At 66.9% G+C, this 18,450-nt stretch carries 16 protein-coding genes and 1 pseudogene; 7 read left to right on the top strand and 10 right to left on the bottom strand.

The window, feature by feature from the left end; all coding sequences use genetic code 11:
* Window positions 1–638: 638 nt before the first annotated feature.
* The 5 genes and pseudogenes from AB0J91_RS32200 to AB0J91_RS32180 form a co-directional block, all read right to left on the bottom strand.
* Window positions 639–1,355 carry a hypothetical protein gene (locus AB0J91_RS32200; protein WP_363876633.1) on the bottom strand — a complete coding sequence of 239 codons (717 nt, stop codon included), beginning with the start codon at window positions 1,353–1,355 and terminating at the stop codon, window positions 639–641.
* A 114-nt stretch (window positions 1,356–1,469) separates the two neighbouring features.
* Window positions 1,470–2,330 carry a hypothetical protein gene (locus tag AB0J91_RS32195; RefSeq protein WP_363876630.1) on the bottom strand — a complete coding sequence of 287 codons (861 nt, stop codon included), beginning with the start codon at window positions 2,328–2,330 and terminating at the stop codon, window positions 1,470–1,472.
* Between the two features lie 259 nt (window positions 2,331–2,589).
* Window positions 2,590–2,958, bottom strand: a pseudogene (locus AB0J91_RS32190) (hypothetical protein); the annotation flags it as partial.
* Window positions 2,840–4,054 carry an acyl-CoA desaturase gene (locus AB0J91_RS32185; protein WP_363876627.1) on the bottom strand — a complete coding sequence of 405 codons (1,215 nt, stop codon included), beginning with the start codon at window positions 4,052–4,054 and terminating at the stop codon, window positions 2,840–2,842. The gene AB0J91_RS32185 and the pseudogene AB0J91_RS32190, both read right to left, overlap by 119 nt.
* A 34-nt stretch (window positions 4,055–4,088) precedes the next feature.
* The gene (locus tag AB0J91_RS32180) at window positions 4,089–5,192 is read right to left on the bottom strand and encodes a ferredoxin reductase (RefSeq protein ID WP_363876624.1); all 1,104 of its coding nucleotides are present in this window, start codon (window positions 5,190–5,192) and stop codon (window positions 4,089–4,091) included.
* Between the two features lie 123 nt (window positions 5,193–5,315).
* Between AB0J91_RS32180 and AB0J91_RS32175 the strand changes: the two genes are divergently transcribed.
* Both AB0J91_RS32175 and pptA read left to right on the top strand, forming a co-directional pair.
* The gene (locus AB0J91_RS32175) at window positions 5,316–5,816 is read left to right on the top strand and encodes an SDR family oxidoreductase (RefSeq protein ID WP_363876621.1); all 501 of its coding nucleotides are present in this window, start codon (window positions 5,316–5,318) and stop codon (window positions 5,814–5,816) included.
* 599 nt (window positions 5,817–6,415) lie between these two features.
* On the top strand, window positions 6,416–6,706 hold the full coding sequence (gene pptA, locus AB0J91_RS32170) for a tautomerase PptA (protein ID WP_363876618.1): 291 nt from the start codon (window positions 6,416–6,418) through the stop codon (window positions 6,704–6,706).
* Here pptA and AB0J91_RS32165 read toward each other — a convergent pair.
* Together AB0J91_RS32165 and AB0J91_RS32160 are read right to left on the bottom strand one after the other, a co-directional pair.
* Window positions 6,672–7,331 (bottom strand): TetR/AcrR family transcriptional regulator, encoded by a 660-nt coding sequence (locus tag AB0J91_RS32165; protein ID WP_363876615.1) that lies wholly within the window; start codon window positions 7,329–7,331, stop codon window positions 6,672–6,674. The two genes, pptA and AB0J91_RS32165, sit on opposite strands and share 35 nt — an antisense overlap.
* Window positions 7,331–9,229: an FAD-dependent oxidoreductase gene (locus AB0J91_RS32160; RefSeq protein ID WP_363876612.1), complete on the bottom strand. Its 1,899-nt coding sequence runs from the start codon at window positions 9,227–9,229 to the stop codon at window positions 7,331–7,333. The genes AB0J91_RS32165 and AB0J91_RS32160 overlap by 1 nt, the downstream gene beginning before the upstream one ends.
* A gap of 161 nt (window positions 9,230–9,390) precedes the next feature.
* Here AB0J91_RS32160 and AB0J91_RS32155 point away from each other — a divergent pair, with 161 nt between their 5' ends.
* Window positions 9,391–10,041: a nitroreductase family protein gene (locus AB0J91_RS32155; protein ID WP_363876609.1), complete on the top strand. Its 651-nt coding sequence runs from the start codon at window positions 9,391–9,393 to the stop codon at window positions 10,039–10,041.
* A 30-nt stretch (window positions 10,042–10,071) separates the two neighbouring features.
* Window positions 10,072–11,622 carry a class I adenylate-forming enzyme family protein gene (locus tag AB0J91_RS32150; protein WP_363876606.1) on the top strand — a complete coding sequence of 517 codons (1,551 nt, stop codon included), beginning with the start codon at window positions 10,072–10,074 and terminating at the stop codon, window positions 11,620–11,622.
* Between the two features lie 332 nt (window positions 11,623–11,954).
* Here the strand turns inward: AB0J91_RS32150 and AB0J91_RS32145 are convergent, their stop codons facing one another.
* The 3 genes from AB0J91_RS32145 to AB0J91_RS32135 all read right to left on the bottom strand — a co-directional run bounded on the left by AB0J91_RS32145 (window position 11,955) and on the right by AB0J91_RS32135 (window position 14,948).
* Entirely contained in the window at window positions 11,955–13,202 is a 1,248-nt protein-coding gene (locus AB0J91_RS32145; protein WP_363876603.1) for an MFS transporter, read from the bottom strand.
* A gap of 194 nt (window positions 13,203–13,396) precedes the next feature.
* Window positions 13,397–13,792: a carboxymuconolactone decarboxylase family protein gene (locus AB0J91_RS32140; protein WP_363876600.1), complete on the bottom strand. Its 396-nt coding sequence runs from the start codon at window positions 13,790–13,792 to the stop codon at window positions 13,397–13,399.
* 85 nt (window positions 13,793–13,877) lie between these two features.
* On the bottom strand, window positions 13,878–14,948 hold the full coding sequence (locus tag AB0J91_RS32135) for an AraC family transcriptional regulator (protein ID WP_363876597.1): 1,071 nt from the start codon (window positions 14,946–14,948) through the stop codon (window positions 13,878–13,880).
* Between the two features lie 297 nt (window positions 14,949–15,245).
* On the opposite strand from AB0J91_RS32135, the gene AB0J91_RS32130 reads away from it, so the two are divergent.
* The 3 genes from AB0J91_RS32130 to AB0J91_RS32120 all read left to right on the top strand — a co-directional run bounded on the left by AB0J91_RS32130 (window position 15,246) and on the right by AB0J91_RS32120 (window position 18,324).
* The gene (locus AB0J91_RS32130) at window positions 15,246–16,223 is read left to right on the top strand and encodes a quinone oxidoreductase (protein ID WP_363876594.1); all 978 of its coding nucleotides are present in this window, start codon (window positions 15,246–15,248) and stop codon (window positions 16,221–16,223) included.
* 98 nt (window positions 16,224–16,321) lie between these two features.
* The gene (locus AB0J91_RS32125) at window positions 16,322–17,218 is read left to right on the top strand and encodes a TauD/TfdA family dioxygenase (protein WP_363876591.1); all 897 of its coding nucleotides are present in this window, start codon (window positions 16,322–16,324) and stop codon (window positions 17,216–17,218) included.
* Window positions 17,119–18,324 carry a 3-keto-5-aminohexanoate cleavage protein gene (locus AB0J91_RS32120; protein ID WP_363876588.1) on the top strand — a complete coding sequence of 402 codons (1,206 nt, stop codon included), beginning with the start codon at window positions 17,119–17,121 and terminating at the stop codon, window positions 18,322–18,324. Before AB0J91_RS32125 ends, AB0J91_RS32120 begins: the two co-directional genes overlap by 100 nt.
* Window positions 18,325–18,450: the final 126 nt, after the last annotated feature.

The raw sequence follows: 18,450 nt of genomic DNA, 5'->3' as shown, positions 1-18,450 counted from the left end.
GCGATCGACGCCGAGCGCTGGCTGGCGGAGAACGAGACCCCGCAGGCCGAGATCGCCTCCGAGCTGGTCGGCGGCGGCTACGGGGCCTGAGCCCCGCCGCGCTCAATCACTGAACCATCCCAGTGGCCTGGCCCGCGCGAGATCCTGCGTGCGGGCCAGGGCACCGGACACCTGCATCCCCACCGCGGACGACAAGCAGAAAACCGTGGCAAAGGTTCCAAAGAACGATCACCACGGTTCATGGGGTAATTGCGTGTCCGAGAGTTGTGCACTAATTGCACGCCTTCTGCTTCCTGAAATCGGTTGAGACAGTGGGATTTTGTTGTCCCGCCGCGCGTCCACCTGGGACGCCGGCTGGGACAGGCGGGATGTGCATTTTGGCCTGAGAAATGGCGACAGTGGCGCGCTCGGGACAGGCCCTGCCGGGTGTCCCGGAGTGTCCCCGAACGGGCGCCACAGCACATATAGCGGCAGACGGTTTCGGGCTACGATTACCTGTCCCGAAACCGTCTGCCGAACAGCAATTAGGGCCAGCACACAAGCAGATGGGGAGGCCCTCGATGAGTCAGGTGCTCCCCGCCGCGGTGGCCTGCATGGGACCACGTTCCTGCCGGCCACCCAGACGGGAGCCCCTCGTTTCAGTCCTTGACCGAGCGGCCGGCGAGACGTCCGAGCGCGAAAGCCGACAACGCCGTCGCCAGCGCGCCGAGCCCGTAGAAAAAGCCGATCTGCTCCAGCATCTGCAGAACCGGCGGTCCCGTCGGCGCCCCGATGGGCGCGCCCGGCCCACCCGTGCCCCAAAGCTGGCTCAGTGACGGGCCGATCAGGAACCAGATGCCGCCGGCCATCGCCAGCTCGGCGCCCAGGCTCCCAGAGACCCGGTTCGCGCTGGGGCCGAGCATCAGCCCGCCGAGCAGGACCGCGATTCCGGGCAGGATGTTGAGCCACAACCGGTCGAAGGTGAACAGCCAGGGAGCGGTCGTGCCGAACGTGTAACCGAAGTACGGTCCGACGAACGGGATCAGCGCCCCCCACGCCCCGAGCAGGACGAGTAGGCCGCCGCTGACCGCGCCCCGGCTGCGCCGCACCGCCAAGGACGAACTCCCGCGTGGCGCATGCTCCCGCTCATCCGTCTGCGAGTAATGGCGGGAGAGCGTGGCCTCGGTGTCCGGATCCAGATCTGTCTCGCTCGGAACGGCGGGCACCGACTCCACCTGGCGCCTGCTGACCGGAACCTGGATCATGCCTTTGCCGGCGGTCGCGTTGTGCAGCGGGACGAACGGATGCTTGCGCCCGGCCTTCACGACCCCCCACGTAGGCGCGTCGCTGTCCCGGTCGAGGTAGACGTGTTCCAACCTGCCCACGCGGGACCCGTCTCGGTCCAGTATCACGTTGCCGTTCCAGTCCCGGGCCGCACCGCGTGCACCCTCGGGTTGCTGTGGTCGCGACATGTCGTTACGCCTCCCTCGTCAGGTGGCCCGGTAGGAACCCCTAGAAGTGGTGCCGGTGGCGCCCGTTTCGGTCTGCGATCCGCGCTGCTTCTGTCCCGGTATCGCCTCTTCCTGCCGCGAGGTGCTGTAGCGCTCGGCCTCGGTCTCGGCCCGGCCATGCCCGGCCTCCATGTCACGCCTGACAGTGTCCTGCGCCTGCTGTGCCTTCCGGTAGCCGGAGTTGATCATCTCGGCCGCCGTCTCACGCCCGCCGAGACCGAACGCCAGCGCCGCACCCAACGCGAGCGCCCCGACCAGCGCGGCGTACGTGATTATCACGATCGTCGGGGCGATCTGGAGCTGCGTGAGCATCATGAACACCGCGATCGCCATCACCAGGGTCGGCCCCGCGGCACGCACCACCCGTCCGGTCGGGGTGTCGCCCATAGTCCGGTGCGCCAAGCCACCGACGGCACCGGCCACCGCCGCAGCAACCAGGAAGATCAGCAACGCGGCGATAACCCTAGGCAAATATCCCAGAACGGTGTTCATGAATCCGGTCAACGCCGGAATACCCAACGTACCGATGGCCGAGGAGATCACGAAAAGCATGATCACCGTGAAGAGCACAGTGCCCACCAGGCGCGCCGGACTTCCGCGCGGGCTGAGCCGCTCGACGTATTGCCCGCCCTGACCCGTCGACTTCAGTCTGTCGTCGAGCTTGAATTTGGTCAGAAGTTTCGTGACGCCGGCCTTGATCAGCCTCGCGATAATATAACCGATCAGCAGGACCAGTAGCGCACCGATGATCTGGGGTAGGTAGTTGACGAGCTGGGTGAACGCGCTCTGCAGGCTCTGCAACACGTCGAATCCCCCGCCCGGCTGCTGTGCGAGAAACATGACAATCGCCTCTCCCGATCACGTTTTTCGCTCGTGAGAGGCGTGCCCGTTCTCAGACTCCGATAAACACCGGCCCCCGCGACGGCCCGAGAGCGGAACTCCGGCGGATACGGTCGGGGCATAGATCGCAGCCTTTCAGCACGACCCGATCTTCACACCGAAACGGGTAAGAAACCCTGGGGCAGGTCAGAGTGTCAACCGAAGTCTGGGCAGCCCCCTAGCCACACTCCTCATCTGGCTTTGAGGAAGTAGTGCTTTGTTAGGTCGGTAATCGGTGGATGTGTTGGTGGCAGGTGGGGCAGGTGCCTGTCCAGGTCGGGAGGGTTTGCAGCGCGGATGATCTTGTGGAGGGGCAGGCTGTCCCATGTGCTTTTGGGCTGGTCAGGCAGAGGGTGGTGAGGAACAGGTGTGCTGCCGAGGCCAGGGTGGCGTGGCGGTGCCAGCCTGTGAAGGACCGGCCTTCGAAGTGGTCCAGGCCGGGGCCGGTTTTAAGTTCGCGGTAGTCGTGTTCAATTCGCCAGCGGATTTTGGCCATCCGCACCAGTCGGTCGAGTGGTGTGTCGGCGGGCAGGTTGGAGATCCAGTACTTGATGGGCTCGTCGGTCTCGGGGGGCCACTGGGCGATCAGCCACCGCAGGTTCTTCGGTGTGTTTGTCGTCTGGTCCGCCGCCGGGTAGTGCGAGTCTGATGAGTTTGCGGGCGACGGAGCCGAGCTGTCGGTGCAGGGGCCCGGTGTTGTACGGCAGTCCGTAGCGGCGGCAGGCGTCGCGTACCTCTTCGGCGATCTGGGGGTAACGCCGTGCGGGGACGTCGGGGAACAGGTGGTGCTCGATCTGGTGGCTGAGGTTGCCGGAGAACAGGTGGAACAGCCTGCTGCCGGTGATGTCCGCCGAGCCGAGCAGCTGGCGTACGTACCATTGCCCGCGGGTTTCGTTCGCGGCCTCTTCCTCGGTGAAGGTGGCGACGTCGTCCGGGAAGTGCCCGCAGAAGATGATCGAGAAGCCCCACAGGTTGCGGACCAGGTTCGCCGTGGCGTTGCCGGCGAAGGTGAGCGGGGCCAGCGGGCCGGTCAGTGCGGGGAACAGCAGGTAGTCCTTGGCCACTTGGCGCAGCGCCTTGGCGGCCATCTTCTTGGCGTCGGCCGAGACCTCGTCCCAGCCCTTCTCCCCGGAGACGACCCGTTCGGCCTCGAGGTCGTGCAGCATCACGCCCCACTGGAAGATCACTGCCAGCAGCGCCGCGTAGACCGGGTTGCCCAGGTAGTAGGGGGTCCAGCGCTGGTCGGGGGTGACCCGCAGGATCCAGTAGCCGATGTCGCGGTCCTTGCCGACGATGTTGGTGTAGGTGTGGTGGCCGAAGTTGTGCGAGCGTCTCCACAGCTCGGCAGGCACGACGATGTCCCATTCGAAGGTGCGGGAGTTGAGTGCCTCGTCGCGCAGCCAGTCGTATTGGCCGTGCAGGACGTTGTGGCCGATCTCCATGTTGTCGAGGATCTTGGACAGGGACAGCGCCGTGACACCGCCGAACCACGCGGGTGGCAGGAAGCCTACGAAGAGCAGGCTGCGGCCGGTGACCTCCAGCACGCGCTGCGCGCGGAGGACCTCGCGGATATACGCGGCGTCCTCGGCGCCGAGGTCGGCGACGATGCGCTGGCGCAGCGCGTCCATCTCGGCGCCGAAGGCGTCGCACTGCTCGGGTGTGAGGGCAGGCGTGTTGTGCGGCATGATGACTCCATTCAGGGCGGTAGGCGGTAGGCGGTTACAGGTCGACGGCGACGTCACCCACGGGCACGGTGGAGCAGACCTGGATCTCGGAGTCCGGCTCGGTGGACAACTCACCGGTGTGCAGGTGCCGGACGTTGCCGGTCGTCTTGCGGCTGGTGCAGGTGAGGCAGATGCCCATCCGGCAGCCGAACTCGGGTTTCAAGCCTGCGGCCTCGGCCTGCTCGAGCAGGGTCTCGCCGGTGTTGACCACCCGGTGGCGGCTCCGGGTGAAGCACACCTCGCCGTACGGCTCGCCGTCGTCGGCGGGCAGCGCCGGCGTGGGTGCGGTGAACTGCTCGGTCTGCAGCGGCACGTTGAGCCCGGTGCGCTCCCAGTGCGCGCGGACCGCGTCGACCAGTCCGGCGGGCCCGCACACCCACGCAGCCGCGTCGGAGCCGAGGCTGGGCAGCTGCCGTGCATCGAACCGGCCCGCGAGCTCGCCGCCGCTGCCGCGGGTATAGGCGCGCAGCAGGCGCAGCCCGGGGTGCGCGGCGGCCAGCACCGCCAGTTCGTCGAGGTAGGCGACGTGGGCAGCGCTGCGGGCGTAATGCAGGAAGGTGACCCGTCCGGCACCGGCGCAGAAACCGTCCTCGCACAGTGTGCGCAGCATCGACATCACCGGTGTGATCCCACTGCCACCGCTGATCAGCAGAATGTGCTCAGGGCGGTCGTCCGGCAGCGTGAAACCGCCCTGCGCCTGCGACAGCCGAACCACGGTGCCAGGACCGGCGTCGGAGTGCAGATAGCCGGAAACCAGGCCTTCCGGCTCTGCAGCGACGGTAAGTTCCAACAGCCCGTCGGGGCAGTGCGCCGAACAGGCCAGTGAGTAACAGCGAGTCCGACGCACCCCGTCTATCTCGATGGTGAACGCAACATGCTGTCCGGCGCGGAAACCCCGCCATCTTCCGTTGGGCCGCAACAACAGCTTGACGCTGCCGACAGCGGGGTGCCGCACATCGACGATCTCGGCCCGCACCTCTTGCAGCGACCACATCGGGTTGAGCATCTCGAGATAGCGGTCCGGGCCATGCGGTACCGTCACCGCCTCGAGCAGTGGGACCGCGACGCGGTGCAACGATGCTCGGCCGAGTGCGGTCATAGACGCTCCCAGCACAGATCTTCTCCTGGGGCTCGGCTCGGGCGTGTCCAAGGAATCAGGCTAAGGACGTCGAGGTTCCCGCGCAGCAGCGCACCGGGGACTATGTACTCGTTCAGGTTGTATGTGGCGGGGCAGACGGAGCGGTCTCAGGCTGCGGTGGCGAACTCGCGGCTGTTGTGCGAGTCCATGTGGCTGTTCGCCATCGCCCCGCAGGACGGGATCGTCATCATGCCCCTCGCGTTCCTCGCCTCCGGGATGATCGACAGCGGCGGCGGCCGGATCGTGAACATCGCCTCGCTCGCCGCGCTACGCGGGTTGCCGAACCTCGCCTCCTACACCGCGGCGAAGGCCGGTGTCGCAGGCCTGACGAGGCAAGCCGCGTACGAGTACGCCAAGCACAACATCCTGATCAACGCGATCGCCCCCGGCACCATCGACACCCCGATCCTCGCGGACATCACCGAGGAGATGCGCCAATCGAACGCCGACTCGCACATGATCCGGCGGCTCGGCGAGCCCGCGGAGATCGCCTCGATGGTCGCCTACTTCTTCCGAGAGGGATCGTTCCTCACCGGGCTGACCTACCCCGTCGACGGCGGCTGGTCCAGCAAGGGCAACTTCTGACCCCGCTCCCATCCTGCGCAATGGAGTCGTAGCGTTCCATGGCGTTGTTTGCCCGCGATATGGCAGATGACCCGGAGCCCTCCGGAGGCTGGCTCGCGTTGTGCAGGCCCTTGACCATCGGCGGACCCGGAGAACCGCCGGGTCCGCCGAATCACCCTGGCCGACGCCGGTCTCGGCCTCATCGACCGGCCCTGTCCAAGATCCTTAGTACACGTCAGGTGAGCGCGAGGGCTCCACCGCGTCGGCAGGCCGTTTCGAGATGCAGCCGCAGGACGAGAGTGCCGAGCGCCGGGTCATCGCTGTCGTGGCGGCGACGTGGTTGATCTCGTTTATCCGGTTTCGGGCAGGCCTCGCCGGGTGCTGGCGAGGCGCCGGGCTTGGTGGCGTTCTTGGCGGGGTCGTCGGCCTCGGAGATGAGCTTGTCATCGATGGCGTGGTTGTAAACACAGCGAACGGCCGCAATGAGGTGCTGGGCGCCCCACGTCCGCCACGGGCGTTGCGGCGCACGACGACCTGGGACCGGGCGTGGATCAGTTGATGACCGGTTTCTTGATCGGCAGCAACAACGCGGGCTGAGTCGGGGGAGGAGCCGGTGTGCCGTGCCCGTTACGGTCAGGCACACCGGAGTCCCCGAGGTCGAGGAGCGATCAATGCCGCACGTGAACATCAAGCACTTCCCGAAAGAGGTCACCGACGAGCAGAAGCGGAAGCTTGCGGAGTCGATCACGCTGGCCCTGATCGAGCACCTCGGCACCCGGGACGGGGCCGTGTCGGTCACGCTGGAGCCGGTGGAGAAGGAGGTCTGGAACGAGACCGTCGTGGAACCCGAGATCAACGGCCGTCCCGAGCTCCTGATCAAGCGTCCCGACTATCTGCGGGGCCAGGGCTGAGACCGTCGAGGAGCAGGTGCACGTAGGTGTCGGCGACCTCGTCGGCGGTGCCCCGGATCCAGTTGCTGACGCCGTTGAGCATGTCGAGGATGCCCAGAGCCGCGAGTTTCGGGTTCATGGTGCGGAATTCGCCGCTGCGCATGCCCGCGGCGAGGACGTCCTTCACGCGCTGGTTGTAGTACTGCAGGTACCCGTCGATCTCGGCGAGGTGCTCGGGCGTGAGCGAGGTCCTCTCGTGCTGGCCGACGCGGTATTCGACCCGGCGGTGGAGCAGGTGGCGGATGTGGGCCCGGATGAGGTTGGTCAGGCGTTCGGTCGGGGTGCCTGCGGCGTCGAGCAGCGGCAGGTTCTCCTCGACGGGCTCGCGGGTGACCGACAGGCAGATCGCGTAGAGGATCTCCTCCTTCGAGGAGAAGTGGTGGTAGAGGCTGGCGCCCCGGATGCCGACGGCCTCGGCGATGTCGCGCATGCCGACGTTGCCGTAGCCCTTGTCCGCGAAGATCCGGGCGGCGGCCGTCACGATATCGGCTCGCCGTTGCGAGGTGCGCTGCTTGCGTCCGGCCGGTTCCTGCACGGCATCCAGTGTTGCTTCCCGGTTGGCTCGCGGCCGGGTCGGGTCGGTCATCACCGCACCACCGCGTCCGCCACGTCGGCCTCCGCGTAGTAGTCGTCGAGGTCGGCGTGGCGGGTCATCCGCCAGTAGTCGACGATCCGCCACGGCATCGTCGAGACGACCCGCCCAGCGGCGTTGCGGTACCAGTTGGTCATGCCCGGGTGAGTCCACAACATGCGGGAGTGGGCCTTGTCGTGCTCGTGGGTGTAGGTGGCCTCGACTTCGGGGCGGACCTCGACGGCGCGCAGGTCCTCCTCGGCCATCGCGGTGAGCAGGTCGACGATGTAGCGGACCTGGCATTCGGCGATGGTGATGAAGCTGCCACCGTGGCCGAGCGCGGTGCCGGGCCCGCACGTCATGAACAGGTTCGGAAAGCCCGGAACGGTGATTCCCAGGTAGGCGTGGGCGTTCTCGGGCCCCCAGGTTTCGGCGAGGCTCGCGCCGGAACGGCCGCGGACGTCGATCGGCCAGAGGAACCGGTGGGTGTGGAAACCGGTCGCCAGGACGATGATGTCGACGTCGATCTCGGTGCCGTCGCTGCCGCGCAGGCCGTCGGGGGTGATCTCGGTGACGCCCTCGGTGATGAGGTCGACGTGATCGCGGCGCAGGGCCCGGTACCAGCCGTTGTCCAGCAGCATCCGCTTGCCGAAGGGCGGGTAGTCCGGCAGAGCCTTGGCTATGAGATCGGGGCGGCCTTGGAGTTCGCACTCGATGTAGCGGGTGAACACGCGCCGGTGCCCGTCGTTGGCCGCGTTGACCGAGCGTTCCGGGTGCTCCCACTCCGGGTCGATCTGCAGCGTCGGGTGGACCCGGTCGTTGAAGTTCCAGGCGAGCCGGGCCCGGTACCAGACCCGGTAGAACGGCACGCGCGCCATCAGCAGCTGGACGGCTTCGTCGACCTCGCTGAAGTAGACGTCGTTGGGCGCGATCCACTGCGGTGAGCGCTGGAACACCGCCAGGCGGGCCACGGTGCCGGCGATCGCGGGCACGACCTGCATCGCGCTGGCACCAGCACCGACCACGGCCACCCGCTTGCCGGTCAGGTCGAGGTCCCCGGGCCACGCGGCGGTGTGGAAGATCCGGCCCCGGAAGCTGTTCATGCCCGGGATCTCTGGGATCTTCGGCCGGTTGAGGGCACCGGTGGCGCTGATCAGCACGCGGGAGGTGATCTCCAGGCCGTCGTCGGTGCGAACGGTCCAGGTCGCGGTGTCCTCGTCGTAGGTGGCGCTGGTGACCTCGGTGCCGAAGCGGGTGACCGCGCGCAGGTCGTAGGTATCGGCGACATCGCGCAGGTACTGCTCGACCTCGTCGCGCTTGCCGAAGTGCGTGCTCCAGTCGCGCGGCGCGAACGAGTACGAGTAGAGGTGGCTGGGGGTGTCCACCCCGGCGCCGGGGTAGGTGTTCTCGTACCAGCTGCCGCCGACGTCCTGGTTCTTCTCCAGGACGACGTGTTCGATCCCGGCCTCGGCGAGCTTGATCGCGGCCAGCATCCCGGACACCCCTGCGCCGATGATGATGACGTCGATGTCGGTCGGTGGCGCCGCTTTCGGGGGGACGGGGGAGAAGCCCATGTCCTCGGCGAGCATGTCGGCGTACTCGGCCGAGGTGGGCTCGCCGTTGGCTAGTTCGAGGAGTTCGCGCAGGTACTCCCCTGTCGGAGCGGGGACCGCGACCGGCGTGCCCGCCTCGTGGGCCAGGACGGCGTCGAGCGCGGCACGCTTGATCTCGGCGGCCACCTCGGGGGAGAAGCCGCCCGAATCGTTGTCGTCCATGCCGCGGCTGCGCGTCGGCCGGTACGGCTCGCGCAGCCAGCGAGGATCACCGGTGAGCTGGTGCAGGACCGGGACCAACGACGGCAGGTTCGCGTGCTCCAGGGCCCGGGTGAGCGCGCTGCGGTCGTCAACGGTCATGAGTCCCCCTGGCCTATCCGCTGTTAGGCAACCAGTCTTGTCATGCCGGGTGCCTGCTGGTCAAGTCCTGATAGATCGTCCGGAGCACGGGGTTGACATGTGCGGTGAGTCACAGCACGATCTGGATGCGATCCTAACAGCGGATAGGCAAGGAGTGGGCGATGGAGCTGACCGAGGCGATGCGCACCGTGGGGACTTGTCGGTACTTCGCGCAGGACCCCGTTCCCGACGAGGTGCTGCACCACGCGTTCGACGCCGCCCGATTCGGGCCGCAGGGCGGCAACCGCCAGCCCGTCCGCTGGATCGTGGTGCGCGACTCGCAGCGCAAGCAGGCGCTCGCGGACCTGTACCTGCCGATGTGGAAGACCTACCTCAACGGCATCGGCGACGGGACGGTCAACGTCGGTGCCCTCCCCAAGGCCGTTCGCGACGCCGACCACTTCGCCGAGCACCTCGCCGAGGTCCCCGCGATCGTCGTGGTCTGCGCCGAGATCGACGGCCTGCACCCCACCGACCTGGAGCTGGACCGGCTGTCTGTGGTGGGCGGGGCCTCGATCTACCCGACGATGCAGAACTTCTGCCTGGCCCTGCGCGACCAGGGCGTGGCCTCGGCGGTCACCACGCTGCTCTGCCACGCCGAGCCCGAGGTCCGGGCGCTGCTGGAGATCCCCGAAGGTGTGCTCACCGCCGCGCACCTCGCGATCGGCTACCCGGCGAAGCGGTTCCCGACCAAGCTCACCAGGAGTCCCGTCGAGGACATCGTCGCCTCGGAGACCTACACCCGGCCCTACTTCGTCGCCCACGCGGTGTGACCCGAAACCTCAACTCCGAAGGGACATCCCGTGGCCGACCTCGCTCCCCAGCACCGCGCACCCCTGGGCCGCGCGACCATCGGCGACCAGCTCCGCCGCCACGCCCGCACCCGGCCGAACAAGGTCGCCGTCGTCTCCTGCGGCGCTGACGGAACGCGGGTGGAGACGACTTACGCCGATCTCGACCAGCGGGCGAACCGCTACGCGCAGCTCTTCCGCGCGCACGGCATCGGTCGTGGCGGGAGGGTCGCCTCGATGGCCCGCAACAGCGTCGAGGTGGTCGCCGCCTACTACGGCGCGCTCAAGATCGGCGCCGCGTTCACCGGCATCAACCCGCTCTACCGCGAAGCCGAGATCGCCCACCAGCTCACCCACAGCAAGGCCGAGGTGGTCCTGGCCGCCCCCGAAGTCGCCGAGCTGGTCACCTCGGTCCTGCCCGACGGCGTCGCCCAGCTCGGCTACGGGCCGGAACTCGACGCGCTCCTCGCGGAGCAGCCCGCCGACGAGCCGCAGGCCGAGCTCGACGAGAACGACATCGCGCTGATCGTCTACACCTCCGGGACCGAGGCCGAGCCGAAGGGCGTGCTCATCCCGCACCGCAACTACCTCGCCTCCACCGCCCCGGCGTGGGGGTGGGGGCTGGACACCGGTCCCGCCGACACGTGGCTGTTCGTGATGCCCTTCCACACCATCGCCGGCCTCGGGTCGATGACCAGCCTGACGCTCATGGGAGCGACGCTCGTGCTGCCCGCCACCGTCGAACCGGCCGCCGCGCTGCGGATCATCGAGGCCGAACGCGTCACGGTCATCGCGCAGACCCCGACCTTCTACATCGCGCTCAGCGGGCAAGACGGCTTCGGCCCGGGCGCCGTCGGGCACCTCCGGCGGTGCATGACCTACGGCGGGCAGATCCCTCCGCACGTCATCGACGCCTGGGCCGCCGCCGCGCCGGAGGTCATGTGGGGCACCTACTGGGGCCAGTCCGAGCTGTCGCAGCTCGGCACCGTCGGCTTCTTCCGGACCCTCGACGACATCCCCGGCGGCGACCCATCCTGGATCGGAAAACCCGTCACCCACCTGGAGATCAGGGTGGTGGACGCCGAGGACAACGACGCCGAGATCGGCGAGCTGATCTGCCGCACGCCCTCGGTCATGCTCGGCTACCTCGACGATCCCGACCGCACCGCGGAGGTGTTCCGCGACGGGTGGGTGCGCACCGGCGACATGGTCCGCATCGACGCCGACGGCAACCTGTTCTTCCACGACCGGCTCAAGGACATGATCAAGACCGGCGGGATGAACGTCTCCTCCCAGGAAGTCGAGCGCGGCCTCTACGAACACCCCGCCGTGCAGCGCGCCGCAGTAATCGGCGTGCCAGACCCCTACTGGTCCGAGGCCGTCACGGCGTTCGTCGTCGCGCAGCCCGGTCACGACCTCGTGGCGGACGAGCTCACCGAGCACTGCAAGCGCAGGCTCGCGAGCTACAAGGTGCCGAAAGCCGTGCACGTCGTTGACGAACTCCCGCTGGACCCGCAGGGCAAGATCCTCAAACGCCGCCTCCGCGCGCTCCAGAACAGCTGACGTGCCAACACCTTCCCAGCTGCGGCAACGGTAGCGGCAGGAGAGGATCGCGCCGCACCTCGTCCAGAGTTGCGCTCGGTGGAGGTGACATCGACCGGTTCCGGTACATGGGTTTCGACCAGTGGTTCCGGTTGTGCATCCCGTCTCGGACACGTCGCTGTCCCGGGTGCCACACAACGCGCCGGTTAAGGTCGACCAGACGGTGTCCGATTCACCGTTGGCCTGCGGCGCGTGCACTTCGGTGTGCGCTGGCCGGTCGCGAGGAATCGGATCGGACCCGCGCGGTGGTTCAGTCGGTGTGCGGTTCTTGCTCATGTGTACCACTCCGTCGGTCAAGCCGACGCGCTGGTCTGTGCCGCGAGCTTGCGCAGGCCTGCCGGGTAAAGTCGCTTGCCGATGAGCAGGGTGATGATGGCTGCGACATAGCATAGCGGTGCGAGCTGGAGGGATTCGAGAAGTCCGATGCGGTCGGCGAGGATTCCGATGATGAAGGGGCCCAACGCCAATCCGAGAATGTTGTTGGCGACGGTGAGTGTGCCGAGTGCCGACGAACGGACTGATTCGTGGGTGAGGCTGGCGACCATCGCAGCGCTCGGGCCCGAGCTGCCGGCCGAGAAGAACGCGCCGATACTGATGAAAATCAGCTGGTGTGCGCCGGTGCCCAACCGGAATCCGATGCTGAGCGCAATGAGTGCGATCGCGCAGAACACGACGGCGGTCGTCCACTTGTGGGCCGGGTTGTTGCGGCTGATCCGGTCGGTGATCACGCCGCATACCACCATGCCAGTGCCGAGGAGCAGTACGACCAGGGAGGCGATCGCCCCCGCCTTGTCGGGTGCCATGTCGTAGTACCGGTTGAAGAAGCTGGGCGTCCACGACAGCAGCACAGCCGCGGTGAACATCTGGAGACCGCCACCGAGGTAGGCGCACCACACGGCAGGGTTGGTGAACAGGGTCGGCACGGGGACGCGGGTCACGGGGGCGGACGGGACGGCGTCGTCGGACGTATCGACGGGTCCGTCGTGCACGGCGTGCTGCGCGAGGCGGTCCTCGGTGATCACGACGCGGAAGAGCGCGACGAGGATCAGTCCCAGTACTGCCATCGCGGTGAACGACCACCGCCACCCGAGGTGCACGGCGATGACGCCGCCGAGGGAGACGCCGACGACGGAGCCGAAGGAGCCGCCGGCCATGAAGGCACCGCTCAGCGACGAGTGCAAACGCGGTGCGAACACGCTCAGGACCACCGCGATGCCCACGCTGCCGTAGGCGGCCTCGCCGATACCGACGAAGAACCGCGCGGCGAGCATCTGTTCGTAGTTGGACGCGATCGCGCAGCACAGGGTTGCGAGGCTCCACATCACAGCCATCAGGACCAGGCTCTTCACACGACCCCACCGGTCGGCGAGCACCGACAGCGGGAATGTCAGCAGGCCGACCATCAGGGCGACCACGCTGGTGAGCGTGCCGAGTTGGGCGTCGGCCAGTGCCCAGTCGGCCTTCAACATCGGGAAGACGGCGCTGAGTACCTGCCGGGACATGTAGTCCGACAACAGCAGTGCGAAGGTCAGCGCGGCCACGAGCCACGGGTAGAGCCGGGACGGTGGGCGGTCGCCGGTAGTGGTGGCAGCGGGTTCGGCGCGGTCAGGCTCGACAGTTCCCACCTGATTCTCAGCGGGATTAGGAGGCAGTCCCATAGTAGCTCCTGGAGGCGGATGGGCTGGGGGAGAGCGGCAAATCGAGGAGCGCGGCCGTCGGTGCCGCGAAGAAACGTTCAGGAACGGGCTTCGAAGGTGGTCAACTCTTCTTCGAGGATCGGCACGCCGAGGTTGCAGGCGTGGATGCCGAGTACGCTCACCATCTGGAGCACCGTGAGGATCTGTTCGCGGGTGACGCCGAGCTCCAGGGCGGCGCGGATGTGCCTACGGACGCCCGGGGCGTACATGTGGGTGGCCGAGGCGTCAATCGCGATGCTGAGCAACTCGACGAATTCAGGCGGAAACACTCCGCGCCGAATCGGTGTCGAGTTCATCGCCATGAATTGTTCGATCCATTCCGGATCCCAGCGAGAAAGGGTGTCCCACAGAGGGTTCCAGTTTCCCTCACGGCGCATTCGGTCGATTGTTGGAGTGGATTTCGGTTCGGAATTTGTGGTCATGGCACCGTTCATTTCACCTAAGGTCGAATACGACTCGTGCTGATGCCCACAAGGCAAGGTGGTGCGCCTCACATTACAACGGCTCCGCCCGCAGTAATTACCCCTTCGGGACGCCCTTCTGTGCATTTCGGGACATCGCGGTGTGGTGGGGGTCGGTCCCTGCGCCGCCTGCGGCCTGCTTGCGCCAGCCGCGCGGGCTCGTGCCGAATCGCTGGTGGAACCAGCGCGAGAAGCTGCTGGATGTAGAGAACGCGAGCATCTCGGATATCTCGGTGAACGAATAGCGTTCCCCGGTGACCAGCCGATTCGCGAGCTCGGCGCGGGTCGTGTCGAGTATTGAGGTGAAGGTCTGGCCGGATTTCGCCAGGTGGCGGTGGATCGTGCGGCGGTCGACACCGAGGCTGCGGGCCACCTGGTCGATCGAGCACCGCCCGGTCGGCAGAAGTAGTTCGATGAGTTCGCGCACGCGCCCCTCGATCATGGGTTCCTCGGGCGTCGAGAGCGTGTCGAGGAACTGTCGCGCGTACGAGCGCAGCCCGGGGTCCGACAGTCGATTCGGTTCGTTCAGATCGCTTGTGTAGGTGACGATTCCGCTGAAGTTGTGGTCGAAGCCGAGCGGCGCGCCGAACATCCGGCGATGGGTGGAGTCGTCGGCCGGCCGGCTGTGTTCGAAGCAGACGGACACCGGATGCCACTGGTCACCGAGCAGGTTGCGGAGCAGTTGGTGAATCACCGTCAGTGCGAGTTCGATCGACTGTCGGGCGGCCATCGGTTCGCTCAGTTCGATGCTGGCCTGGATCGTGGACAGTCCCTCCCGCTCGGTCATGCGGATGCGCAGGGCTTCGTTGTACATGTGCTGGTAGCGGATCAGCATCCGGAGCGCACTGCGGGCGTCAGGTTCCTCCCGGATGCTCACGCTGAGCGGGCCGAGCGTGGACAGGCGCCGGTGTTCAGCGAGCTTGAGCGCGAAGTCGGGCCGACCGGTGGCAGCCGACGAGAGTTCGAGCAGGCGCACGACGGAGGCGGCGGGGACCCATCGATCCTGGAGGTCCAGGCTTGACGGGTCGAGCCCGACTGCCCTGAGCAGCTGTATCGGGTCGATGTTCAGCGTGCGGCTGACCTCGATGTATCCGGTCAGCGCCGCATATCGCGCCAAAGGTTTCGCCACCCGCGTCACCCTCTCCGGATGGTCGTGCTGTCCCGCAAGGGTATGTCCGGAAAGCGCACTCGGGTCCACGTGTGCGCTGGACCACTCCTCGGGGCGTTACTCCTGTCCCGAAATGGCAAAAAAGTGTCCCTTGATGTTATGTGCGGTCCGCAACGGCTCGTTAGCGTTATGTCAGCTGAGTCACACCGGGCGGGTTCTGGCGATTCGCGTCGAACGAGGTTGATGCCCGGAATGTTCCGGCAACCGCACAGATGGGTCGGCCTAGGACGTGGCTGAACCATGATGGAGGAGGGATCTATGGCAAAGGCGATTCGCTTCTACGAGACCGGTGGGCCGGAGGTCCTGAAGTGGGAATCAGTGGAGGTCGGCGAGCCCGGTCCGGGTGAGGTGCGGATCCGGCATGAGGCGGTCGGCCTGAATTTCGCGGACACCTACTTCCGCACCGGTCTTTACCCGGCCCAGCTGCCCGCGGGCATGGGTGTCGAGGCGGCCGGAGTCGTCGAGGCGGTCGGCACCGGGGTGGGGGGCTTCGCTGAGGGCGATCGGGTCACCTACACCGGCAGCCCTCTGGGCGCTTACAGCACCGAGCGCATCATGCCCGCCGAGCACCTGATCGCGCTTCCGGACGAAATCGAGTTCGAGAGCGCGGCAGCGATGACGATGCGCGGCCTCACCGCGTCCTACCTGCTGCGGCGGATCCACCCTCCGCTGAAGTCGGGCGACACCGTGCTGCTGCACGCCGCCGCCGGAGGTGTCGGCCTGATCTTCTGCCAGTGGGCAAAGCTGTTGGGCATCAACGTCATCGGAACGGTGTCCAGCGATGAGAAGGCGGCTGTCGCCCGTGCCCATGGATGCGACCACGTGATCGTCTACACCAGGGAGGACGTGGCCGGGCGCGTCCGCGAGCTGACGGACGGGGCTGGCGTTCCGGTGGTCTACGACAGCATCGGTGCATCGACCTTCGAGGCCTCACTGGACTCGCTGGCGCGTCGTGGACTCGTCGTGGCCTTCGGCACGGCATCCGGCCCGATCCCGCCGATCGACGCGATGCAGCTCGCGGTCAAGGGATCGCTGTTCGTGACCCGCCCGGCACTCGCAGACTACATCGCCGATCCAGCTGAGCGTGCCGAGCTCACCGGTGAGCTGTTCGCGCACGTCGCGGCGGGCGACATCAAGATCGAGATCAACCAGCACTACGCGCTCGAGGAAGCCGAGAAGGCACACCACGACCTGGAGTCCGGAATCAGCATCGGCTCGTCGGTCTTCTCGTTCTGATCCGTTCCATCGATCCGCGAAAACGTTGTCGGATGTACCGACGCAACGCGCGACGACGCCGCGAATTCACCACTTCCCAGTTTGCAGAGGAGAGCGTCATGACCACTGTCGAACTTGCTCCCGGTCGACGGGCGACCGTCACGCCGATGGATGCGCGAGCCCTGACTTGCAGCATCGGCGCCGAACTCCACGGTGTTGACCTCGCCGAGGTGTCGCGAGACGACGACCTCTTCACCGAACTGAAGTCGCTGCTGCTGCAGCACAAGGTGCTCTTCTTCCGCGACCAGGACATGAGCCGCGCCGAGCACGTTGCCTTGGCAGAGCGTTTCGGCGCGCTCGAAGACCATCCGGTCGCCGGCAGCGACCCCGAGAACCCCGGTCTGGTCCGGATCTACAAGGATCTCGACAGCCCACGTGAGGCGTTCGAGAACGCGTACCACTGCGACGCGACATGGCGCGACAACCCTCCGATGGGGTGCGTGCTCCGGTGTGTCGAGGGCCCTGCCGTTGGCGGCGACACGATCTGGGTGAACATGGCGCTGGCGTACGAGCGGCTGCCGGAGCGGGTGAAGGAGCTGATCGGGGGGCTGCGCGCCCGGCACAGCATCGAGGCGTCGTTCGGTGCGCGCCTGCCGATCGCCAAGCGCCTCGAACTCAAGGAGCGCTTCCCGGATGCCGAGCATCCAGTGGTCCGCACGCATCCGGAGACCGGCGAGAAGATCTTGTTCGTCAACAGTTTTACGACGCATCTCACGAACTTCCACACCGAGGCGAACATCCGGTGCGGTATCGACTACGCGCCCGGCGCCGGTGAGCTGCTGCGCTACCTGCAGAGCCAGGCCACGATCCCGGAGTACCAGGTGCGCTGGCGCTGGACAGAGAACAGCGTCGCGATTTGGGACAACCGGTCGACCCAGCACTACGCGGTCCAGGACTACTGGCCCGCGGTTCGAAAGATGGAGCGCGCCGGGATCATCGGCGACCGGCCGTTCTGAGTTCCCCTCCGCACCTGAGGTTCGCGATCCAGATTCAGAAATGGAGTACTGCCATGCATTTCCACGATGATGCGTTGTTCCCCGAAAACCAGGAAAAGCTGGTCATCACGTGCGCGCCGTACGGCCCGGAGTGGGAACCGGAGGACTTCCGTGACGATCTGCCGCTGACGATGGAGGAGCACGTCCAGCAGGCCGTCAATTGCTATGAGGCCGGTGCGACGGTGCTGCACATCCACGTGCGTGAGCTCGACGGCAAGGGGTCCAAGCGCCTGTCGAAATTCAACGAGCTCCTCGGGGGCCTTCGCGAGGCCGTGCCGGACATGATCTTGCAGATCGGTGGCTCGATCTCGTTCGCGCCGGAAGGTGAAGGCACCGAGGCGAAGTGGCTCTCCGACGACACGCGTCACATGCTCGCCGAGCTCGACCCGAAGCCGGACCAGGTCACGATCGCGATCAACACCAGCCAGATGAACATTATGGAGCTGATGACCGCGGACGACATCGCCGGCACCTCGATGGAACGTCCCGAGCTGGCGGCCGCCTACCGGGAGATGACGGTGCCGGCCGGGCCGGAGTGGGTCGAGGAGCACCTGCGCCGACTGCAGGCTGCCGGGATCCAGCCACACTTCCAGCTGTCGTCGATCCCGCAGCTCGAGACCGTGGAGCGACTGATCCGCCGCGGCGTCTACACCGGCCCGCTGAACCTGACTTGGGTCGGTATCGGTGGTGGCTTCGACGGCCCGAATCCGTACAACATCATGAACTTCATCCAGCGGGTCCCGGACGGGGCGTGCTTGTCCCTCGAAACCCTCATGCGCAGCGTGCTGCCAGTCAACGCGATGGCGATCGCGATGGGCCTGCACACCCGTTGCGGGAACGAGGACACCATCTGGGGTCGCAAGGGGCAGAAGATGACCTCCGCTCAGCAGGTCCAGCAGCTCGTGCGGGTCGCGAAGGAGCTCGGACGTGAAGTCGCCACCGGCAAGGAGGCGCGCGACATTTACAAGATCGGGACCACGTACGCCAACGCCGACGAGACGCTCTCCAAGCTCGGCTACGCCCCGAGCCGTCTTCCCGGCCAGGTCGGCTTCACCCAGCACGCCTGACCCGCGGTCCGCCGTCTGTGACGGCACCGTCCCTCGGGTGCGGTCAGCGAGAACCCGGCGTCCACGGCCGCGGAGCGCCACGCCCGCACGCGGACGGCGATCGCCGCCGCCACGTCCCCCGGCTCG

The sequence above is a fragment of the Saccharopolyspora sp. NPDC049357 genome, from assembly GCF_040677225.1.
In the GTDB taxonomy this organism is placed as follows: Bacteria; Actinomycetota; Actinomycetes; order Mycobacteriales; family Pseudonocardiaceae; genus Saccharopolyspora.
This window is presented reverse-complemented; position numbering and strand designations above follow the sequence as displayed.

What these genes read in the sequence shown, in the direction of transcription:
- AB0J91_RS32195 (WP_363876630.1), bottom strand. Translation starts at nt 2,330, where the DNA reads ATGTTTCTCGCACAGCAGCCGGGCGGGGGATTCGACGTGTTGCAGAGC.
- AB0J91_RS32185 (WP_363876627.1), bottom strand. Translation starts at nt 4,054, where the DNA reads ATGCCGCACAACACGCCTGCCCTCACACCCGAGCAGTGCGACGCCTTC.
- AB0J91_RS32180 (WP_363876624.1), bottom strand. Translation starts at nt 5,192, where the DNA reads ATGACCGCACTCGGCCGAGCATCGTTGCACCGCGTCGCGGTCCCACTG.
- AB0J91_RS32165 (WP_363876615.1), bottom strand. Translation starts at nt 7,331, where the DNA reads ATGACCGACCCGACCCGGCCGCGAGCCAACCGGGAAGCAACACTGGAT.
- AB0J91_RS32160 (WP_363876612.1), bottom strand. Translation starts at nt 9,229, where the DNA reads ATGACCGTTGACGACCGCAGCGCGCTCACCCGGGCCCTGGAGCACGCG.
- AB0J91_RS32155 (WP_363876609.1), top strand. Translation starts at nt 9,391, where the DNA reads ATGGAGCTGACCGAGGCGATGCGCACCGTGGGGACTTGTCGGTACTTC.
- AB0J91_RS32140 (WP_363876600.1), bottom strand. Translation starts at nt 13,792, where the DNA reads ATGAACGGTGCCATGACCACAAATTCCGAACCGAAATCCACTCCAACA.
- AB0J91_RS32130 (WP_363876594.1), top strand. Translation starts at nt 15,246, where the DNA reads ATGGCAAAGGCGATTCGCTTCTACGAGACCGGTGGGCCGGAGGTCCTG.
- AB0J91_RS32125 (WP_363876591.1), top strand. Translation starts at nt 16,322, where the DNA reads ATGACCACTGTCGAACTTGCTCCCGGTCGACGGGCGACCGTCACGCCG.